The sequence below is a fragment of the Pseudomonas sp. 8O genome (assembly GCF_902506495.1).
Classification (GTDB): domain Bacteria; phylum Pseudomonadota; class Gammaproteobacteria; order Pseudomonadales; family Pseudomonadaceae; genus Aquipseudomonas; species Aquipseudomonas chaetocerotis.
In genome coordinates, this window is the sequence record NZ_LR733265.1 from 1,462,931 (window position 1) to 1,481,021 (window position 18,091).

At 62.9% G+C, this 18,091-nt stretch carries 19 protein-coding genes and 1 pseudogene; 12 read left to right on the forward strand and 8 right to left on the reverse strand.

What is annotated here, in order from left to right:
* Window positions 1–25 precede the first annotated feature (25 nt).
* Window positions 26–1,060: a type IV pilus twitching motility protein PilT gene (locus GV002_RS20230; RefSeq protein WP_160020042.1), complete on the reverse strand. Its 1,035-nt coding sequence runs from the start codon at window positions 1,058–1,060 to the stop codon at window positions 26–28.
* A gap of 217 nt (window positions 1,061–1,277) precedes the next feature.
* Between GV002_RS20230 and GV002_RS20235 the strand changes: the two genes are divergently transcribed.
* The 11 genes from GV002_RS20235 (at window position 1,278) to GV002_RS20285 (ending at window position 10,550) form a co-directional block, all read left to right on the forward strand.
* Complete coding sequence (locus GV002_RS20235; protein ID WP_160020043.1) at window positions 1,278–1,970, forward strand: YggS family pyridoxal phosphate-dependent enzyme; 693 nt, start codon at window positions 1,278–1,280, stop codon at window positions 1,968–1,970.
* Window positions 1,971–1,987: 17 nt separating this feature from the next.
* The gene (gene proC / locus GV002_RS20240; protein ID WP_160020044.1) at window positions 1,988–2,806 is read left to right on the forward strand and encodes a pyrroline-5-carboxylate reductase; all 819 of its coding nucleotides are present in this window, start codon (window positions 1,988–1,990) and stop codon (window positions 2,804–2,806) included.
* 11 nt (window positions 2,807–2,817) lie between these two features.
* Window positions 2,818–3,411, forward strand: a complete 594-nt coding sequence (locus tag GV002_RS20245; protein WP_160020045.1) for a YggT family protein — start codon at window positions 2,818–2,820, stop codon at window positions 3,409–3,411.
* Window positions 3,412–3,491: 80 nt separating this feature from the next.
* Complete coding sequence (locus GV002_RS20250) at window positions 3,492–3,797, forward strand: DUF167 domain-containing protein (RefSeq protein WP_160020046.1); 306 nt, start codon at window positions 3,492–3,494, stop codon at window positions 3,795–3,797.
* Window positions 3,798–3,978: 181 nt separating this feature from the next.
* Entirely contained in the window at window positions 3,979–5,955 is a 1,977-nt protein-coding gene (locus GV002_RS20255; RefSeq protein ID WP_160020047.1) for a dynamin-like GTPase family protein, read from the forward strand.
* Between the two features lie 85 nt (window positions 5,956–6,040).
* A complete protein-coding gene (locus GV002_RS20260; protein ID WP_160020048.1) occupies window positions 6,041–7,180 on the forward strand; it encodes a homoserine O-succinyltransferase MetX in 1,140 nt (379 codons plus the stop codon).
* A gap of 2 nt (window positions 7,181–7,182) precedes the next feature.
* Complete coding sequence (metW, locus tag GV002_RS20265; protein ID WP_160020049.1) at window positions 7,183–7,803, forward strand: methionine biosynthesis protein MetW; 621 nt, start codon at window positions 7,183–7,185, stop codon at window positions 7,801–7,803.
* 14 nt (window positions 7,804–7,817) lie between these two features.
* The gene (locus GV002_RS20270; RefSeq protein ID WP_160020050.1) at window positions 7,818–8,234 is read left to right on the forward strand and encodes a DUF4426 domain-containing protein; all 417 of its coding nucleotides are present in this window, start codon (window positions 7,818–7,820) and stop codon (window positions 8,232–8,234) included.
* A gap of 140 nt (window positions 8,235–8,374) precedes the next feature.
* Window positions 8,375–8,971, forward strand: a complete 597-nt coding sequence (gene rdgB, locus GV002_RS20275; protein WP_160020051.1) for an RdgB/HAM1 family non-canonical purine NTP pyrophosphatase — start codon at window positions 8,375–8,377, stop codon at window positions 8,969–8,971.
* Window positions 8,968–10,128 (forward strand): radical SAM family heme chaperone HemW, encoded by a 1,161-nt coding sequence (gene hemW / locus GV002_RS20280; RefSeq protein WP_160020052.1) that lies wholly within the window; start codon window positions 8,968–8,970, stop codon window positions 10,126–10,128. Before rdgB ends, hemW begins: the two co-directional genes overlap by 4 nt.
* Window positions 10,129–10,226: 98 nt before the next feature.
* Entirely contained in the window at window positions 10,227–10,550 is a 324-nt protein-coding gene (locus GV002_RS20285) for a DUF3392 domain-containing protein (protein WP_017675845.1), read from the forward strand.
* A gap of 143 nt (window positions 10,551–10,693) precedes the next feature.
* On the opposite strand, the gene GV002_RS24675 is transcribed toward GV002_RS20285, so the two are convergent.
* The 7 genes and pseudogenes from GV002_RS24675 to GV002_RS20315 form a co-directional block, all read right to left on the reverse strand.
* Window positions 10,694–11,398, reverse strand: coding sequence for a methyl-accepting chemotaxis protein (locus GV002_RS24675; RefSeq protein ID WP_372241846.1), 705 nt, complete (start codon window positions 11,396–11,398; stop codon window positions 10,694–10,696).
* A gap of 153 nt (window positions 11,399–11,551) precedes the next feature.
* Window positions 11,552–12,859 (reverse strand): annotated as a pseudogene (locus GV002_RS24680) (cache domain-containing protein); the annotation flags it as partial.
* Between the two features lie 200 nt (window positions 12,860–13,059).
* On the reverse strand, window positions 13,060–14,403 hold the full coding sequence (locus GV002_RS20295) for a DUF1329 domain-containing protein (RefSeq protein WP_160020054.1): 1,344 nt from the start codon (window positions 14,401–14,403) through the stop codon (window positions 13,060–13,062).
* Between the two features lie 398 nt (window positions 14,404–14,801).
* Window positions 14,802–15,518, reverse strand: a complete 717-nt coding sequence (gene trmB / locus GV002_RS20300) for a tRNA (guanosine(46)-N7)-methyltransferase TrmB (RefSeq protein WP_160020055.1) — start codon at window positions 15,516–15,518, stop codon at window positions 14,802–14,804.
* 88 nt (window positions 15,519–15,606) lie between these two features.
* Entirely contained in the window at window positions 15,607–16,401 is a 795-nt protein-coding gene (locus GV002_RS20305; protein ID WP_017675851.1) for a thiazole synthase, read from the reverse strand.
* A gap of 18 nt (window positions 16,402–16,419) precedes the next feature.
* Complete coding sequence (gene thiS, locus GV002_RS20310) at window positions 16,420–16,620, reverse strand: sulfur carrier protein ThiS (protein ID WP_160020056.1); 201 nt, start codon at window positions 16,618–16,620, stop codon at window positions 16,420–16,422.
* Between the two features lie 102 nt (window positions 16,621–16,722).
* Window positions 16,723–17,094: a DUF423 domain-containing protein gene (locus tag GV002_RS20315; RefSeq protein WP_160020057.1), complete on the reverse strand. Its 372-nt coding sequence runs from the start codon at window positions 17,092–17,094 to the stop codon at window positions 16,723–16,725.
* A 234-nt stretch (window positions 17,095–17,328) separates the two neighbouring features.
* Between GV002_RS20315 and mtgA the strand changes: the two genes are divergently transcribed.
* Complete coding sequence (gene mtgA / locus GV002_RS20320; protein ID WP_160020058.1) at window positions 17,329–18,057, forward strand: monofunctional biosynthetic peptidoglycan transglycosylase; 729 nt, start codon at window positions 17,329–17,331, stop codon at window positions 18,055–18,057.
* Window positions 18,058–18,091: the final 34 nt, after the last annotated feature.

An 18,091-nucleotide genomic window follows, 5' to 3' on the forward strand; every position in this document is an offset into this window, starting at 1 on the left:
GCGATGCCCGCTCCTACACCAGTTCCTAGAAGTTTTCCGGGCTCTTGGCCTTCTCGCGCGCACTGTCGCGGCTGACCAGGCCTTTGGACACCAGCGTCTTCAGGCAGGCATCGAGGGTCTGCATGCCCAGCGCGCCACCGGTCTGGATAGACGAGTACATCTGCGCAACCTTGTCCTCACGGATCAGGTTACGAATGGCTGGGGTGCCGATCATGATTTCGTGGGCGGCGACACGACCGCCGCCGATCTTCTTCAGCAGGGTCTGCGAGATCACCGCCTGTAGCGATTCCGACAGCATCGAACGGACCATCGACTTTTCCTCGGCAGGGAACACGTCGACCACGCGGTCGATGGTCTTGGCGGCGGAGGTGGTGTGCAGAGTGCCGAATACCAGGTGACCGGTTTCTGCGGCGGTCAGCGCCAGGCGGATGGTTTCCAGATCACGCATCTCACCCACCAGGATGATGTCCGGGTCTTCCCGTAGTGCCGAGCGCAGGGCTTCGGAGAAGCCATGGGTGTCGCGGTGCACCTCACGCTGGTTGACCAGGCACTTCTTCGACTCGTGGACGAATTCGATGGGGTCTTCGATGGTGAGAATGTGGTGGTACTTGTTGCTGTTGAGGTAGTCGAGCATCGCCGCCAGGGTGGTCGACTTGCCCGAACCCGTGGGACCGGTGACCAGCACCAGGCCGCGCGGCACGTCAGTGATCTTGCGGAACACGTCGCCCATGCCCAGGTCTTCCATGGTCAGCACCTTGGACGGAATGGTACGGAACACCGCACCAGCGCCACGGTTCTGATTGAAGGCGTTGACCCGGAAACGCGCCACGCCCGGCACTTCGAAGGAGAAGTCGGTCTCGAGGAACTCTTCGAAGTCCTTGCGCTGCTTGTCATTCATGATGTCGTAGATCAGCGCGTGTACCTGCTTGTGATCCAGCGGCGGCAGGTTGATGCGGCGTACATCGCCGTCGACGCGGATCATCGGCGGTAGACCCGCCGAGAGGTGCAAATCCGACGCGCCTTGCTTGGCGCTGAAGGCAAGCAGCTCAGTGATATCCATGGGACTCCCCAATTACAAGCAAGCAGGTAGAATGCCGCAAACCCTGAGAAGGTGTTTACAAAGCAGCGAGCGAAGGTCAGGCAAAACGAAGTCAGGCGAAAAAGCGCAGTGTACGAGCTGTACATGAGCATTTTGAGGGTGACTTCAACGCAGCATGGCCGAGCGCAGCAATTTGTAGACGCCCTCTCTAGAGGTAGGGCTTTATAGAGCGCAATTAATGTCCACGATAGCAGAGAATATTGCAAAGGTCGGAGCGCGCATCCGTGAGGCGGCGCAAGCCTCGCAGCACAATTTGGCGGATATCGGCCTGCTCGCGGTGAGCAAGACCAAACCAGCAGCGGCCATTCGCGAAGCATACGCAGCCGGGCTTCGCGATTTTGGCGAAAACTACCTGCAGGAAGCGCTGGAAAAACAGGCCGAATTGAGCGACCTGCCCTTGATCTGGCACTTCATCGGCCCCATTCAGTCTAACAAGACCCGGCCCATCGCCGAGCATTTCGACTGGGTACACTCGGTGGATCGACTGAAAATCGCCCAACGCCTCTCCGAGCAGCGCCCTGCGCACCTGCCGCCGCTGAATATCTGCCTGCAGGTCAATGTCAGCGCTGAGGACAGCAAATCCGGCTGCAGCCCCGAAGCGCTGCCAGAACTGGCCAAGGCCATCGCCGCCCTGCCCAACCTGCGCCTGCGTGGGCTGATGGCAATTCCCGAACCTACCGACGATGTCGCCGCGCAGCATGCCGCCTTCGCCCACTTGCGCCAGTTGCGTGATGACCTGGCGTTGAACCTCGATACCCTGTCCATGGGCATGAGCCATGACCTGGAAGCCGCCATCGCCGAAGGCGCCACCTGGGTGCGCATCGGCACCGCCCTGTTCGGCGCCCGCGATTACGGCCAGCCCACCCATTGAATGAAGGAACTCCCGTAATGAGCAACCCGATCATCGCCTTCATCGGCGCCGGCAACATGGCCGCCAGCCTGATTGGCGGTTTGCGTGCGCAGGGCGTGGCAGCCAGCGCCATCCGCGCGAGCGAGCCCGGCAGCGAACAGCGCACCCGTCTGCAGCAGGAGCATGGCATCGCCACCTTCGCGGATAACGGTGAAGCCACCAAAGGCGCCGACCTGATCGTACTGGCGGTCAAGCCGCAGATCATGAAGGCGGTATGCCTGGATCTGGCTCCGCACCTCGCGCCGAATCAGGTGATCATCTCCATCGCCGCCGGCATCAGTTGCGCCAGCCTGGAAAGCTGGCTGGGCCAGCGCCCGGTGGTGCGCTGCATGCCCAACACCCCGGCGCTGCTGCGCCAGGGCGTTTCCGGCCTGTTCGCCAACCCGCGCGTCAGCGCCGAGCAGAAAGCCCAGGCCGAACAGGTACTGAGCGCCGTCGGTCTGGCCCTGTGGCTGGATAATGAAGCGCAAATCGACGCAGTCACTGCCGTATCCGGCAGCGGCCCGGCTTATTTCTTCCTGCTGATCGAAGCCATGACGGCGGCGGGCGAGCAACTCGGTCTGCCGCGTGAAACCGCTGCGCGCCTGAGCATCCAGACCGCGCTGGGCGCCGCGCGCATGGCCAGCGAGAGCGATGTCGAAGCCAGTGAACTGCGTCGCCGCGTCACCTCGCCGAACGGAACTACCGAAGCAGCAATCAACACCTTCCAGGCCGGCGGCTTCGAAGCGCTGGTACAACAGGCACTGAATGCCGCCGCCAATCGCTCGGCCGAACTGGCCGAACAACTGGGTCAATAAGGGAAGCAAACATGTCCGGACTCATCGAAGCCCTGATCTACATCATTCAGACCCTCGGCAGCCTGTATCTGCTGATCGTCCTGCTGCGTTTCATCCTGCAACTGGTACGCGCCGACTTCTACAACCCGCTGAGCCAGTTCATCGTCAAGGCCACGCAGCCGCTGGTGACGCCTCTGCGCCGAGTCATTCCGGGATTCGCCGGGCTGGATCTGGCCTCGCTGGTGCTGGCCATCCTGGTGCAGCTACTGCTGATGGTCATCACCCTGACGCTGATGGGCTACAACGTCGGCGGTTTCATCCTGCAGCTGCTGGTGTGGTCACTGATCGGCGTGACCTCGCTGTTTCTCAAGGTGTTCTTCTTCGCCATGATCATCAGCGTGATCCTCTCCTGGGTCGCCCCGGGCAGCTACAACCCCGGTGCGCAGCTGGTCAATCAGATCTGCGAGCCACTGCTGGCACCGTTTCGCAAGCTGCTGCCGAACCTCGGCGGCCTGGATATCTCGCCGATCTTCGCCTTCATCACCATCAACCTGATCGATCGCTTCGTGATTGGCGGCCTGGCCGCTTCCACCGGCCTGCCACCGATGCTCAGCCCCTTCCTCTAGCATGATAGTCGCGCAGCGACACCTTCCTTGCTGACCTTCTCCCTCCGGGAGAAGGTGGCGCGCAGCGCCGGATGAGGGGTATGCCGATCAAGACCGCAAGTTTCTACCGCTGGGACGGCGAGGACCTGATCCTCGACTGTCACCTGCAACCCAAGGCGAGCAAGGATGAGTTCGCCGGGCTGCATGGTGATCGGCTGAAGATCCGCCTCACCGCCCCACCGATCGAGGGCAAGGCCAACGCGCATCTGCTGGCCTTTCTGGCCAAGGCTTTTGGCGTGGCCAAGAGCCAGGTTAATCTGGAAAGCGGCGAACTCAATCGACAAAAGCGCCTGCGCATTCGCTCTCCGAAAAACCTGCCGCCGATTCCCGGCCTGCAGCGTGCCTGATGACCATTCAGCCACCAGACCCGACCACAAGGCGGGACTGTATTAGCAGCCAATTGACGGCCGCCCTGTACCTCGCATAATGCAGGTTATTCCCGCGATTGCCGTGCTTCCTGGCGGCAACGCCAACCGAACAGTCACGCAGCCCCAGCAAGTGGATGAACTTGCCGAGAGGAGAGCCAGGATGAGCATGGAACGTCTCAGCCAGCAGGTTGACGCTTACGTCGCCTGGAAACGCGAACTGATGCGCGAGATCACGCGTTATCGCAGCTGGCTGGAACATAACCGGCTCAACTCCGAGGCAGTTCAGGCCAAGCTCGAACGCGCCCTGAAAATCCTGCGTACCGACCACATCACCCTGGCCTTCGTCGGCGAGTTCTCGCGCGGCAAGACCGAGCTGATCAACAGCCTGTTCTTTTCCGAATACGGCCAACGCATGCTGCCTTCGCATGCCGGGCGCACCACCATGTGCCCGACCGAACTGTTTTTCGACCCGCGCTCGGAACGCCCCTACATTCGCCTGTTGCCCATCGAGACGCGCACGGCCTCGGCCAGCGTTGCTCAGTTCAAACGCATCCCGCGGCACTGGGTGAACATCCCACTGGACACCAGCGACCCGGCCAACATGGCGCTGGCTTTCAGCCAGGTGGCCAAGACCAAGCCGATGCCCGTGGAGCAGGCGATCCAGCTCGGCTTCCACCCGGATATGCTCGAAGGCACCGGCAAGCGCGGTCAGGTACTGGTGCCGGCCTGGCGCCACGCCATGGTCAACTTCGACCACCTGCTGCTGCGTCAAGGCCTGCGTATTCTCGACACCCCCGGCCTCAACGCCCTCGGTAGCGAGCCGGAGCTGACCCTGTCGATGCTGCCCAATGCCCAGGCGATCATCTTCCTGCTGTCCGCCGATACCGGCGTCACCGCCAGCGACATGAGCATCTGGCAGCAGCACATCCGCCAGCTCGACGAAGACACCCAGACCAGCCTGTTCGCCGTGCTCAACAAGATCGACGTGCTGTGGGACGACCTGGCAGGCGAGACCTTCGTGCAGAACGCCATCGGCCAGATCCAGAGCGCCACCGCCAAGCAGTTGGGCATCGCCAAGCAGGACGTACTGCCGTTGTCGGCCAAGCAGGCGCTGCTGGCCAAGGTGCGCAAGGACGAGGAACTGCTGGCACGCAGTCAGATGGCCGATTTGGAGAACCTGCTGTGCGAGCGCATCGTCGCGCAGAAGGAACGCGTGATCGAAGATAACGTGGTGCGCCAGGTCCTGGCGCTGCTCAATAACAGTCAACACGTGCTCAGCCTGCGCCTGGAGAAAGTCAACGAACAGCTGGCCCTGCTCGGCAACCATCAGCAGGACAACGGCCAGTTGCTGTTCGAGCTGACCGCCAAGACCAAGGAAGACCACAGCCTGCACCACAAGCGCCTGCTCGGCCTGAAGACCAACCAGCGCCTGCTGCAGCGCCAGGGTCAGTTACTGCGCCACGCCGCACGCGCCGAACGCCTGGAAGAACACCTGAGCGAGGTGCGCCGCAATCTCACCGGCAGCTGGACCACCCTGGGCATCAACCAGGCCATCCTGCATTTCTTCAGCGCCGTCGAGCAGGATCTGCACAACCTGCAGCACGAAGCCGACATGGCCAACAAGATGGTTGCAGCCATCTATCGCCGACATAACGAAGACAACCCACTCGGCGGTGTCGACGCGCCGCAGTTCAAGACCCAGCGTTATCTGCGTGAGCTGAAGAAACTGCAGGAAAAGGGCGACCAGTTCCGCCTGCACCTGAAGACCCTGCTCACCGAGCAGCGCAGCCTGACCCGGCGCTTCTTCGCCACCCTGGCCCAGGAAGTGATAGGCCTGCACCAGCGCCTGCGCCTGGATGCCGAGCAATGGGCCGCCGATGCGCTGATGCCGCTGATGCAGCACACCCTGGAACACAAGCAGATGCTGGAAAGCCACATGCTGCGCCTCAAGGCCTTGGCTCAGGAAACTCAGCAGACGCGCAAACGCAGCCTGCAACTGGCGCGCTACCGGGAAGAGCTGGAACAGCAGCTGGCCCAGGCCAGCGACATGTTGCGCGTGCTGCGCCGCCCGGCACCGGTGCAGCGCCAGGGCAAGGTGGTCAGCCTGCCGACAGCGGCGCGCCCGCAAAGCCTATAGAGCGGAGCGGGCGCCCAGCTCGCTTGCCGCTCGGGTCGGTGCTCTTTAGACTGGCGCCCTCCTCCGATTCATTAGCAGCGCCTTCATGCCCACTGCATTTCCCGAAGATTCCGTCGGTCTGGTCAGCCCCCAGGTGTTCCGTTTCAGCGAACCCTTGGCACTGGCCTGCGGACGCAGCCTGGCCGAGTACGAACTGGTCGTCGAAACCTATGGCGAACTGAACGCCGCGCACAGCAATGCCGTGCTGATCTGCCACGCCCTGTCCGGCCATCATCACGCCGCCGGCTATCACAGCCCGGACGATCGCAAACCTGGCTGGTGGGACAGCTGCATCGGCCCCGGCAAGCCTATCGACACCAACAAATTCTTCGTCGTCAGCCTCAACAACCTGGGCGGCTGTAATGGTTCCACCGGCCCAAGCAGCGCCAACCCGGCCACTGGCAAGCCCTATGGCGCCGACTTCCCGGTGATGACCGTAGAAGACTGGGTGCACAGTCAGGCACGCCTTGCCGATGTGCTCGGCATCGCCCAATGGGCGGCGGTGATCGGTGGCAGTCTCGGCGGCATGCAGGCCATGCAGTGGACCATCAGCTATCCCGAGCGCGTACGCCACTGCCTGGCGATTGCCTCGGCGCCCAAGCTGTCGGCGCAGAACATCGCCTTCAACGAAGTGGCGCGCCAGGCGATCCTCACTGACCCGGAGTTTCACGGCGGGCATTTCCAGGAACAGGGCGTGATCCCCAAGCGCGGGCTGATGCTGGCGCGCATGGTCGGCCACATTACCTACCTGTCCGATGACGCCATGGGCGAGAAATTCGGCCGTGGCCTGAAGAGCGAGAAGCTCAACTACGACTTCCACAGTGTCGAGTTCCAGGTGGAAAGCTATCTGCGCTATCAGGGCGAAGAGTTCTCCGGCCGTTTCGATGCCAACACCTACCTGCTGATGACCAAGGCGCTGGACTACTTCGACCCGGCCGCCGCCAACGACGGCGACCTGGCCAAGACCCTGGCCGCCGCCAAAGCGGACTTCTGCGTGATGTCCTTCACCACCGACTGGCGTTTCTCCCCCGCCCGCTCGCGGGAGATCGTCGACGCCCTGACGGCGGCGAAGAAAAACGTCTGTTACCTGGAAATCGACGCACCGCAGGGCCATGACGCCTTCCTCATGCCGATCCCGCGTTACCTGCAGGCGTTCGACAGCTACATGAAGCGAATCGAGGTATGAGCATGCGAGCGGATCTGGACATCATCCAGGAATGGATCGCCCCGGGCAGCCGTGTGCTCGACCTGGGCTGTGGTGACGGCGAGTTGCTGGCCTGGCTGCGCGACAACAAGCAGGTGGCCGGCTATGGCCTGGAGATCGACCCAGACAAGATCGCCCTGTGCATCGAGCGCGGCGTCAACGTCATCGAGCAAAACCTCGACCTCGGCCTGGGCAACTTCGCCAGCAACAGCTTCGATGTAGTGGTCATGACCCAGTCGCTGCAGGCGCTGCATTACCCGGACAAGGTGCTGGCCGAGATGCTGCGTGTCGGCAGGACCTGCATCATCACCTTCCCCAATTTCGGCCACTGGCGCTGCCGCTGGTACCTGACGACGAAAGGTCGCATGCCGGTGTCGGACTTCTTGCCCTATACCTGGTACAACACCCCGAATATCCACTTCTGCACCTTCGAGGACTTCGAGCGTCTCTGTCACGCCCAGGGTGCCCGTGTGGAAGAACGCCTGGCAGTGGACCGTGACCACCGCCATGGCCTGGCAAGCCGCATCTGGCCCAACCTGCTGGGCGAGATCGGCATCTACCGCATCAGCGGCGCGGACCTCTCCGCCCACCGCGTCGCGGTCTGAACGAGGAGAACATCATGAGCCGCATCATCCCCTTCCTGATCGCCCTGTGCCTGGCCCTGCCGTCCGCCGCCGAGCGCAAGCAGAGCTTCGGCGACCTCGACGTGCACTACAGCGTGTTCAACTCCAGCTTCCTGCAGCCGGACATCGCCAGCGCCGCCGGCCTGGTGCGCAGCAAGACCCTGGGCGTGATCAACGTCGCCGTGCTCAAAGCCGGCAAACCCAGCACCGCCGTGGTCGGCGGAGAGGTGAAGAACCTGCTGGGGCAGAGCACCGCGTTGACCTTCAGGCAGGTCACCGAGAGCGGCGCCATCTATTACCTGGCACAGTTCCCCTTCTCCAGCCGCGAGATTCTCAGCTTCACCCTCGACGTGCGCCAGGGCGACAATACGCACCGCATCACCTTCAATCAGGAAATGTTCCCGGATGACTGATGCTGAAGGCGCTGCCAGCACCTTTGCGTAGGAGCCCTGCCACGGAACGAAGCTTTCAGGACGTTGCCGTCCTGATTCGCGGCGGCGCGCCGCTCCTACATGGTGTGTAATTCAACGTTCAACTGACAGGCAATATGCGCATGATCGACCTCAAGGAGCTGGTACTGGCCAGCCATAACGCCGGCAAGCTCAAGGAACTGCAGGCCATGCTCGGCGATGCCGTACGCGTGCGCTCCATCGGCGAGTTCAGCCAGGTCGAGCCGGAAGAGACCGGCCTGTCGTTCGTCGAGAACGCCATCCTCAAGGCACGCAACGCCGCGCGCATCTCCGGCCTGCCAGCGCTGGCCGACGACTCCGGCCTGGCGGTGGATTTCCTCGGCGGCGCGCCCGGCATCTACTCGGCGCGCTATGCCGATGGCCAGGGCGACGCGGCGAACAACGCCAAGCTGCTCGACGCCCTGAAAGACGTGCCGGAAGCCGAGCGCAGCGCACAGTTCGTCTGCGCCCTGGCGCTGGTGCGCCACGCCGACGATCCGCTGCCAATCCTCTGTGAAGGCCTGTGGCACGGCAGCATCCTGCATGAAGCCCGTGGCGAGTACGGCTTCGGCTATGACCCGCTGTTCTGGGTGCCGGAAACCAGCTGCTCCAGCGCCGAACTGCCCGCCGAGCAGAAGAACCGCCTCAGCCACCGCGCCCGCGCCATGGCCCTGCTCAAGCAGCGCCTGGGGCTGGCATGAGCGATTCCGCTGGCGGGAGTTTCCTGCTCCCGCCCCTGGCGCTCTATATCCACATCCCGTGGTGCGTGCGCAAATGCCCTTACTGCGACTTCAACTCCCATGCTGCCGGGCCGACGCTGCCTGAAGAAGAGTACGTCGACGCGCTGCTCGCCGACCTCGACATCGACGTGCAGCACGCCCACGGCCGGCCGCTGAGCTCAATCTTCTTCGGTGGCGGCACGCCCAGCCTGTTCTCCGACCCTGCCCTGGGGCGCCTGCTGGAAGGTGTCGAGCGACGCATCGCCTTCGCGCCGGACATCGAAATCACCCTGGAAGCCAACCCCGGCACCTTCGAGCAGGCCAAGTTCAAGGGCTACCGTGCACTGGGCATCAATCGTCTATCCATCGGCGTGCAAAGTTTCCAGGAAGCCAAGCTCAAGGCGCTGGGACGCATCCACAATGGCAACGAGGCCATCCGTGCTGCTGATATGGCGCGTGCTGCCGGCTTCGACAACTTCAACCTCGATCTGATGCACGGCCTGCCGGAGCAGAGCATCGAGGACGCCCTGTTCGACCTGCGCACCGCCATCGCCCAAGCCCCCACGCACCTGTCCTGGTACCAACTGACGATGGAGCCGAACACGGTGTTCTGGAGCCAGCCGCCCGAGCTGCCCGAGGATGATCTGCTGTGGGACATCCAGGAAGCTGGCCAGGCGCTGCTCGCCGCCGAGAGCTACGCGCAGTACGAGGTGTCCGCCTACGCCCAGCCCGGCAAACAGGCGCGGCACAACCTCAACTACTGGACCTTCGGCGACTTTCTCGGTATCGGCGCCGGCGCCCACGCCAAGCTGAGCACACCCGCAGGGCGCATCCAGCGCACCTGGAAAACCCGGCTGCCGAAGGACTACCTCGACCCGGCCAAGGCATTCCAGGCCGGTGAACGCCTGCTGGAAGCCGACGAGCTGCCCTTCGAGTTTCTGATGAACGTGCTGCGCCTGACCGAAGGCGCGCCGGCCGAGCTGTTCAGCCAGCGCACCGGCCTGCCGTTGCAGCAGCTCGAACAGGCACGCCGCGAAGCCGAGCGCCTGGGCCTGCTGCAAGCCGACGAAACTCGGCTGGTCGCCACGGCAAAGGGTCAGTTGTTTCTCAACGATCTGCTGCAGCAGTTCCTGGCCTAGTTCCGCCACAGCGTCACGACAATCCGTTAGTCTTGAGCGCTTCGCTTGCGCAGCCCTGATGCCGCTGCACTGACCGTTAAGCCTGCCAAGGAGCCTGAATGGATCTGCTACTGGACCTGATCGTCACCCTCTCGCGCTGGAGCCGCAGCCACCTCGGCGATATCTCCCTGGCCATCATGGCCACTCTGCTGGTGCTGTTCGGCCCAGCCATCAACGCCTGGGTTCAACGCACCATCGGTAACCTCAATTTCGTCCTGCGTACCCTGCTGTTCGTGGTGTTCTGCGCGGTCGGCTACGGCCTGGCGATCGTCTTCCTCACACCCTGGCTGGCCAAGGGCCTGGCGCACTTCAACAACTACACACTGGCGCCGGTGCTGATCCTGATCTTCGTGGTGATCGGCATATTGGCCGACAGGAATTAGGTCGACAACGAAGCGCGATCGCATTTGCTGCAAGAAGAACACCGCCCGACTGGATGCGATCTCCCTTGCGGAGCGGTGTCAGCCACGGACAGTGGCCTTCGCGGCTGAAGCCGCTCCTACGGCGAGGGGGCGAACCGCTGTTTCTACAGCACGAACTTGGACACTTCGCTACCGATCTGCCGGCCTAGCGCCTGCAGGTTGGAGGCAGCTGCCGAGGCAGCATGGCTGCTCTGCGACATCTGATCGCCCATGGCGCGGATGTTCTCGGTGTTGCGGTTGACCTCCACGGTGACACAGGCCTGCTCTTCCGCCGCCGAGGCGATCTGCGCGGCCATGTCGTTGATCCGCCCGACCGCATCGGTGATCTGCTGCAACAGGTCACTGGCCGCCTGGGCATCAGTCACACTCTGCGATGCCTTGGCAGCGGCGTTGTCCATCACCCCGACTGCCTGGCGGGTGGCGTCCTGCAGCACCTGGATCATCGCCTCGATCTCGCGGGTGGACTCATGGGTGCGCTTGGACAGCACGCGCACCTCGTCGGCCACCACCGAAAAACCACGACCGTGCTCGCCGGCACGCGCCGCCTCGATGGCCGCGTTTAGGGCCAGCAGGTTGGTCTGGTCAGCAATGCTGGCGATGGTGGAGAGAATCGAGCTGATCTCGTTGGAGTGGCGGTGCAATTCATCGATGATGCGCCCGGCCCCTTCGACTTCTTCAGCCAGCAGCGCGATGGACTGCTGGCTGCGCTCCACCTGGCGACGCCCTTCCACACTCAGGCTGACCGAATCCACGGCCTGACCGGAGGCGGTCTCGGCATTGTGCGAAATTTCCTGTGTGGCGGAAGCCATCTGCGTCACCGCAGTGGCCACCAGGTGCAGCTCGGACTGGTGCTGCTGCACGTGCTGGTTCTGCGCTTGAGCATCCTGCGCCACCTGTCCGGACTCACTACTCAGCGCCACGGCGACCTCGCGCAGACGGGAAATGATGCCGTGCAGTTGCTCGATGAAGCGGTTGAAGCTGCTCGATAGCTGGCCAATCTCGTCATTGGAGTTGACCGGCAGGCGCTGGGTCAGGTCACCATTGCCTTCGGCGATGGCGTTGAGGTTGTGACGGATCTGCTCGAGATCACGGAACAGCACACGGCCCAGCAGAGCCAGCACCAGAATGGCGACGGCCAGCATGCCGATACCGATGATCAACTGCACAGCGAGCTGCTTACGCACCGGCGCGAGTACTTTTGCCTCATCCATGACCATCACGAACGTCCACCGGGTATTGGGGATCTCGACGGCGTACAGCAGGCTATCGGTGCCCGCCACCTCAGCCTCAGTGAGACGACGCTGCTGCACCAGGGCCTTGAGCTGCTCGCCACCCAGCGTTGGCGAAAAGTCGGAAGCCGACTTGGTGCGCCACTCCTTGTCGGGGTGCGCGATCATCTGCCCGCTCTGGTCGATCAACAGCGCGTAGCCGTCACCGGGGATACTCAGTTGGCCGATCGTCTCGGTCAGCGTATCGAGCGTCAGGTTGGCGCCGACCACGCCAATCAGCGTGCCGTTGCGGCGTGCCGGGTAGGCGATGGTCACCACGTAGGCACCATCGGTGAGCGAAACGTAAGGGTCGCTGATGAACACATCGTTGTTCTTCTCAGCGCCCTGATACCAGCCGCGCTGGCGCGGATCGTAGTTCTGCAGGATCACCGTCGGGTCATTCTGCAGCATCTGTCCATCGACGGTGCCGATGTAGGTGATATTGAAGGCGAAGGTCGCCCAGGTCTGCTGCAGCAGGATGTGCGGGGCGATCTGCGGCTGCTGCACCAGGCTGCCCGCAGTGGTCTTCACGGCGTTGATGCGGTCGTGCATCCAGTTGCCCAGGTTGACCGATATCGACTGAGCGAAGCCGTCGATATCCCGCCGCAGAGTGTCATTGACGGTCCGATCCAGGGACGAAACGCTCTGCCAGATCAGCACCATGCTGACCAGCGATAACAGCGCCGCCGCCGTCAGAGTGATTTTCAGGCGCAGCGGCCAATCCTTGATATTCATGCACAGGACTCCATCGATGCCAGGCTCGAGCAGACACCTGTCGTTGAAAGCCAGATCCATGACAAAGCGACGCAGCGCAGGAGCACGAGCCTCTGGCGGGCGTTCAGCGCAGAGCGTTATCAGCGGGATCTGGAAGCGGTTATGGGTTGCCCGGGAACCTGGGTAGCCTTGACGGGCACACGCAGGTAATAAGCGACCGTATGACGGAGAACGTGAAGCCGAGAATGTGCAAAACCGCTGAAAAGCACTGAAATAGAGCGGCCCCATACTTCCAGCGAGGGATCTGCTGAGCACCTCGCTCAAGGCTGCAGCCAGCTCAGCACGCGCTCAGCCAGTTGTTCGGGCGTGCGCCGAGCGGGCAGCTCAAGTGGCGGGCCATCCAGGCTTCGTGAGAATGGACGAGACGCGCGACCAGCGCATCGACCAGCCGGAGCTGACGATGCGCTGGTCGCGCCAGCGAGGACGGTTCAGTTACCTTCGCGACGCAACGCCTGCGGGGTGAAGTCGCGCGGGCTCAGCCGGGCGTTGAAGTCGTACATCTTCTCGTTGTTATCCAGACCGTCTGCGAAGTAGCGGCCGCCCTTGAGGTCGTAGATGGTCTCCAAGGTCGAGCCGAACATCGGCACGTCGTAGTAGCTGATCGGGTGGGCTTCCTGCAGGCCGATCAGGTTACCGTCGCGGTCATACAGGTCGACCGCAAGAATCTGCCAACTGTCCTCGTCCAGATAGAAGCGGCGCTTGCCGTAGGGATGGCTGAAGCCGGTACGCAGACCCGCCTCGACCACCCAGACGCGGTGCAGCTCGTAACGCAACAGCTCGGGGTTGATGTGCTTGGCCTGCAGGATATCGGCGTAGGGAATGCCGCGCTGGTGCACGGCATAGCTGTTGTAGGGCACCAGCATCTCGCGCTTGCCCAACAACTGCCACTCGTAGCGATCCGGCGCGCCATTGTAGGAATCCACCTGGTCGGCGGTGGCCATGCCATTGGTGTCGGGCTGCAGGGTGTCGTAGGCAAGCATCGGCAGACGGCGCACACGGCGCTCGCCACGGTTGAAACGCCAGGCCTTGCGAATCGCCAGCACCTGATCGAGGGTCTCCTGCACCACCAGCGCCGAGCCAGCCAGCTTGGCCGGGGCCACGACCTTGTACTTGTAGTGGAACAGGGTGTTGTCCAGGTCCTGCGGGGCCACGCCGTCACGGCCGTAGACGAAGTAGATGTCGCGCTCGAGCTTGAGCAGGTTGTAACTACCGTTGCTGAGCACCGCCGCCTGATTGGTGGCCATGCTGATCTGGTCGCCGCGATAACGCATGACGTGGTTCCAGATCGCCTCCTGGCCGTTTGCAGGGAGTGGGAACGGCACACCGGACGCAGCCCCCTGAACGCCATTGCCACCGGCAATCAGCTCGGCATTGAGGGCGTTGAAGCGAGTGGCGTCGTAGATGCGTTGTGGCGCGGCCGCACTGCGCCGGGTCGGGAATACGCGCAGGTAGAAGCTGGGATTCTGCTGCAGCAGGGTCTTGAGGCCGACCGGCAGCTGTTGTTCGTACTGCGCCAGGTTCTGGCTGTCGACCCGGTACAGCAGTTTGTCGTCAGCATAGGGATCAGGGTGATGCATGCCCGGCTGGTAATTGGCCGGTGGCGTGGCCAGGCCGCCCGTCCAGGCAGGGATGGTGCCACTGGCATTACCGGCACGCTCGCCGCCAAGCGGCGTCAATTCCTGACCCAGGCGCGCGGCCTGGCTGGCATCGACCTTGGCCTGGGCCTGAAACGCCAGGGCAGTCAGCAGAAGAAGGGAAACCGATCTCAACACAATGCTCTCCTCGCGGCGCCTAGAAGCGGGGCCGCTATTGTCCGCGCCCCTTGTAGGTGCGCTTGTCTTTGTTGTGTTCTGAGAGCCTGCTCACGATCTCGCGAGCTAGAGCGATACAACACCGATGGCGGCCCCGCAAAAACAAGCGAGGAACGATCGGAGTCGCGCTCGACTTTACGATTGGTAAATGAGCATGACTCGCTTCGCTCGCCCCTTCGGGACCGCACCAGAGGCGCGTTAGCCGCAAGCGGCTTTCCAAGCTTGTTTTTAACGCAGTAGCGCCGACGCGCAGCAGATCGTGAGCAGGTTCTGAGGTGAGGCGCCATCCTGGCCGTCGGGTTATCCCGATCTAATTGTGCATCCTGCCGGTTCTAATCGAATGCTTGTCGCTGGGTGGATTATTCCTGACGCTGGAACTTCAGATCCCACACGCCATGGCCGAGACGCTCGCCACGACGTTCGAACTTGGTCACCGGGCGCTCCTCGGGGCGCGGCACGTAGGTGCCATCGGCCGCCAGATTGCGATAGCCCGGCGCCGCATTCATCACCTCGAGCATGTGCTCGGCGTAGTTTTCCCAGTCGGTAGCGATGTGCAGTACGCCACCGACCTTCAGCTTGCTGCGCACCAGCTCGGCGAAAGCCGGCTGGACGATACGGCGCTTGTGGTGCCGCGATTTGTGCCAGGGGTCGGGGAAGAACAGCAGCACGCGATCGAGGCTGGCATCGGCGACGCAGTCACGCAGTACTTCCAGCGCATCGCAGCTGTAAACGCGAATGTTGCTCAGATTCTGCACCATCGCGCCGCTCAGCAACGCTCCGACGCCGGGTTTGTGTACCTCGACGCCAATGAAATCCTGCTCGGGTGCGGCAGCGGCCATCTCCAGAGTGGAGTGGCCCATACCGAAGCCGATCTCGAAGGTGCGCGGCGCACTACGGCCGAATACCTGATCGAAATCGCGCAGGCCATCTTCCAGCTCCAGGCCGAACAGCGGCCAGCCCTTGTCGATGCCGCGCTGCTGGCCTTCGGTCATGCGCCCGGCGCGCATCACGAAGCTCTTGATGGTACGGCGCTGGCGACCGTCTTCGGTCAGTTCGGGCTGTTGGGTATCGGTCATGCTGGGCTCTTGTCGAGTGTTTTACGACTCTGCGGGCTGAAGCCCTGCCTTCAACGCAGCAGGGCCGACGCGCAGCAAATCGTCATCCTTAGTTGATCAGGCCAGTCAGCGGCGACGATGCACTGGCATAAAGTTTCTTCGGCATGCGGCCGGCCAGGTAGGCCAGGCGGCCCGCCTCGACGGCATGCTGCATGGCGCGCGCCATGAGCACCGGATTCTGCGCTTCGGCAATGGCGCTGTTCATCAGCACCGCCTCGCAGCCCAGCTCCATGGCGATGGTGGCGTCGGAGGCAGTACCCACACCGGCATCGACCAGCACCGGCACTTTCGATTCCTCAAGAATGATGCGCAGGTTGTACGGGTTGCAGATGCCCAAGCCCGAGCCGATCAGGCCGGCCAGCGGCATCACCGCGATGCAGCCAATCTCGGCCAGTTGACGCGCGATGATCGGATCGTCGCTGGTGTACACCATGACGTCGAAGCCGTCCTTGACCAGCACTTCGGCGGCCTTGATGGTTTCGATGACGTTGGGAAACAAGGTTTTCTGGTCGGCCAGCACTTCCAGCTTGACCAGGTTGTGGCCATCGAGCAGCTCGCGAGCCAGGCGGCAGGTGCGTACGGCCTCGACGGCGTCATAGCAGCCGGCGGTATTGGGCAGGATGGTGTACTGGTCCGGGCTGATCACGTCGAGCAGGTTCGGCTCACCGGGGTTCTGGCCGATATTGGTGCGGCGCACCGCGACGGTGACGATCTCGGCGCCGGAGGCGGCGATGGCGTCACGGGTCTCGTCCATATCCTTGTACTTGCCGGTACCGACCAGCAGGCGCGACTGGAACGTACGACCGGCCAGGGTGAAGGGCTTGTCGCTGCGAACTTGGCTCATGGAATACTCCTCGTGAGGTCAACCGCCGCCGATGGCGTGCACCACTTCCACCTGATCGCCCTCGGCGAGCTGGGTGCTGTCGTGCTGGCTGCGTGGAACGATGTCCTGATTGAGTTCGACCGCCACACGGCGCCCGGTCAGATCGAGGCGAACCAACAGGTCGGCGACGCTCTGGTTTTCCGGCAGTTCGAAGGGTTCACCATTCAACTGGATACGCATGACGACTCGGTCACAACTGGAAAGAGGGCCGGCATTCTAGCCCGTTAACTGGCCACTACCAAGGTTAAAAGGCGCCATTCGTCCTCATTTCTGACGCCAGGGTCAGGTCAGCTTCCAGGCGCTCAGCCCCAGGCACAGCCAGCCAACGAGGAAGGCGACGCCGCCGAAAGGCGTGATCATGCCCAGCTTGCCGATCCCGCTGAGGGTCAGCAGATAGAGGCTGCCGGAGAACAGCACGATACCCAGCGCGAAGGCGCCACCCGCCAGGTTCACCAGCCGGCCGGGCGCATGCATCGCCAGCAGGCCGACGCCGAACAGGGCCAGCGCGTGGATCAGTTGGTAATGCGTACCGGTCTGGAACACTGCCAGATACTCCGGGGTCAGCCTGTGCTTCAGACCATGGGCCGCGAACGCGCCCAGAGCGACACCGGTGAAGCCGGTGAATGCGGACAACAGTAGCCAGAGACGCGCCATGGAAACTCCTGATGAGATCGACCTGAACGCAGTTTAACCATTGAGCCTTAAGACGAAATGATCGTTATTGTCACACCGGTACTCAATCCTGTGGTTTCACGGGAACTGACTCGGCACTTTTTGTTGCCCGCCATCCTTGGCGGCAACCCTTCGGGCCGTCGCAAAGCGACGTCGAAAATTGCTCCCGCCGATTTTTTGTTTTAATAGCGCCTCACCTGATCATTGCGAGACCTCATGCTCCGAGCCCTGACCCGCCGCCTGCTGAAACTGCTGCTCTGGCTGATCCTGGCCAGCGTGCTGCTGGTGCTTGCCCTGCGCTGGGTACCGCCGCCCGGTACGGCGCTGATGATCGAGCGCAAGATCGAATCCTGGGGCAGCGAACAGCCCATTGAACTGAAGCGCCAGTGGCGTCCCTGGAAAGAACTACCGGATCACCTGAAGATGGCGGTGATCGCCGCTGAAGACCAGAAATTCGCCGAGCATTGGGGTTTCGATGTCGGCGCGATCCAGGCAGCTCTGGCACACAACCAGAGCGGCGGCTCACTCAGGGGCGCCAGCACCCTCAGCCAGCAGGTGGCGAAGAACCTGTTTCTCTGGTCCGGTCGTAGCTGGCTGCGCAAGGGCCTGGAAGCCTGGTTCACCGCGCTGATCGAACTGCTCTGGCCGAAGGAGCGCATCCTCGAGGTCTATCTCAACAGCGTCGAGTGGGGCGATGGAATCTTCGGCGCCGAGGCCGCCGCACAACATCATTTTGGCGTCGGCGCGCCCTATCTGAATCGCCAGCAGGCCAGCCAGTTGGCAGCGGTGCTACCCAATCCGCTGCGCTGGAGCGCCGGCCGACCCGACGCCTACGTCAATCGCCGCGCCGCCTGGATTCGTCAGCAGATGTCGCAGCTCGGTGGCAGTCATTACCTCAATCAGCTCAAGCCGCAGCGCCCCGATTGGTGGCCGCGCTGGCTGTAGAAACCGCCGGATGGCGCTGCTCGGTGCGCGCGGC

Bases quoted from the DNA above. Each gene is read 5' to 3' on its own strand.
- GV002_RS20230 (WP_160020042.1), bottom strand. From the start codon at position 1,060: ATGGATATCACTGAGCTGCTTGCCTTCAGCGCCAAGCAAGGCGCGTCG.
- GV002_RS20260 (WP_160020048.1), top strand. From the start codon at position 6,041: ATGCCCACTGCATTTCCCGAAGATTCCGTCGGTCTGGTCAGCCCCCAG.
- GV002_RS20235 (WP_160020043.1), top strand. From the start codon at position 1,278: ATGTCCACGATAGCAGAGAATATTGCAAAGGTCGGAGCGCGCATCCGT.
- GV002_RS20315 (WP_160020057.1), bottom strand. From the start codon at position 17,094: ATGGCGCGTCTCTGGCTACTGTTGTCCGCATTCACCGGCTTCACCGGT.
- mtgA (WP_160020058.1), top strand. From the start codon at position 17,329: ATGCTCCGAGCCCTGACCCGCCGCCTGCTGAAACTGCTGCTCTGGCTG.
- rdgB (WP_160020051.1), top strand. From the start codon at position 8,375: ATGATCGACCTCAAGGAGCTGGTACTGGCCAGCCATAACGCCGGCAAG.
- thiS (WP_160020056.1), bottom strand. From the start codon at position 16,620: ATGCGTATCCAGTTGAATGGTGAACCCTTCGAACTGCCGGAAAACCAG.
- metW (WP_160020049.1), top strand. From the start codon at position 7,183: ATGCGAGCGGATCTGGACATCATCCAGGAATGGATCGCCCCGGGCAGC.
- trmB (WP_160020055.1), bottom strand. From the start codon at position 15,518: ATGACCGATACCCAACAGCCCGAACTGACCGAAGACGGTCGCCAGCGC.
- GV002_RS20305 (WP_017675851.1), bottom strand. From the start codon at position 16,401: ATGAGCCAAGTTCGCAGCGACAAGCCCTTCACCCTGGCCGGTCGTACG.
- GV002_RS24675 (WP_372241846.1), bottom strand. From the start codon at position 11,398: ATGGCTTCCGCCACACAGGAAATTTCGCACAATGCCGAGACCGCCTCC.
- GV002_RS20255 (WP_160020047.1), top strand. From the start codon at position 3,979: ATGAGCATGGAACGTCTCAGCCAGCAGGTTGACGCTTACGTCGCCTGG.
- GV002_RS20285 (WP_017675845.1), top strand. From the start codon at position 10,227: ATGGATCTGCTACTGGACCTGATCGTCACCCTCTCGCGCTGGAGCCGC.
- GV002_RS20245 (WP_160020045.1), top strand. From the start codon at position 2,818: ATGTCCGGACTCATCGAAGCCCTGATCTACATCATTCAGACCCTCGGC.
- hemW (WP_160020052.1), top strand. From the start codon at position 8,968: ATGAGCGATTCCGCTGGCGGGAGTTTCCTGCTCCCGCCCCTGGCGCTC.
- proC (WP_160020044.1), top strand. From the start codon at position 1,988: ATGAGCAACCCGATCATCGCCTTCATCGGCGCCGGCAACATGGCCGCC.
- GV002_RS20250 (WP_160020046.1), top strand. From the start codon at position 3,492: ATGCCGATCAAGACCGCAAGTTTCTACCGCTGGGACGGCGAGGACCTG.
- GV002_RS20270 (WP_160020050.1), top strand. From the start codon at position 7,818: ATGAGCCGCATCATCCCCTTCCTGATCGCCCTGTGCCTGGCCCTGCCG.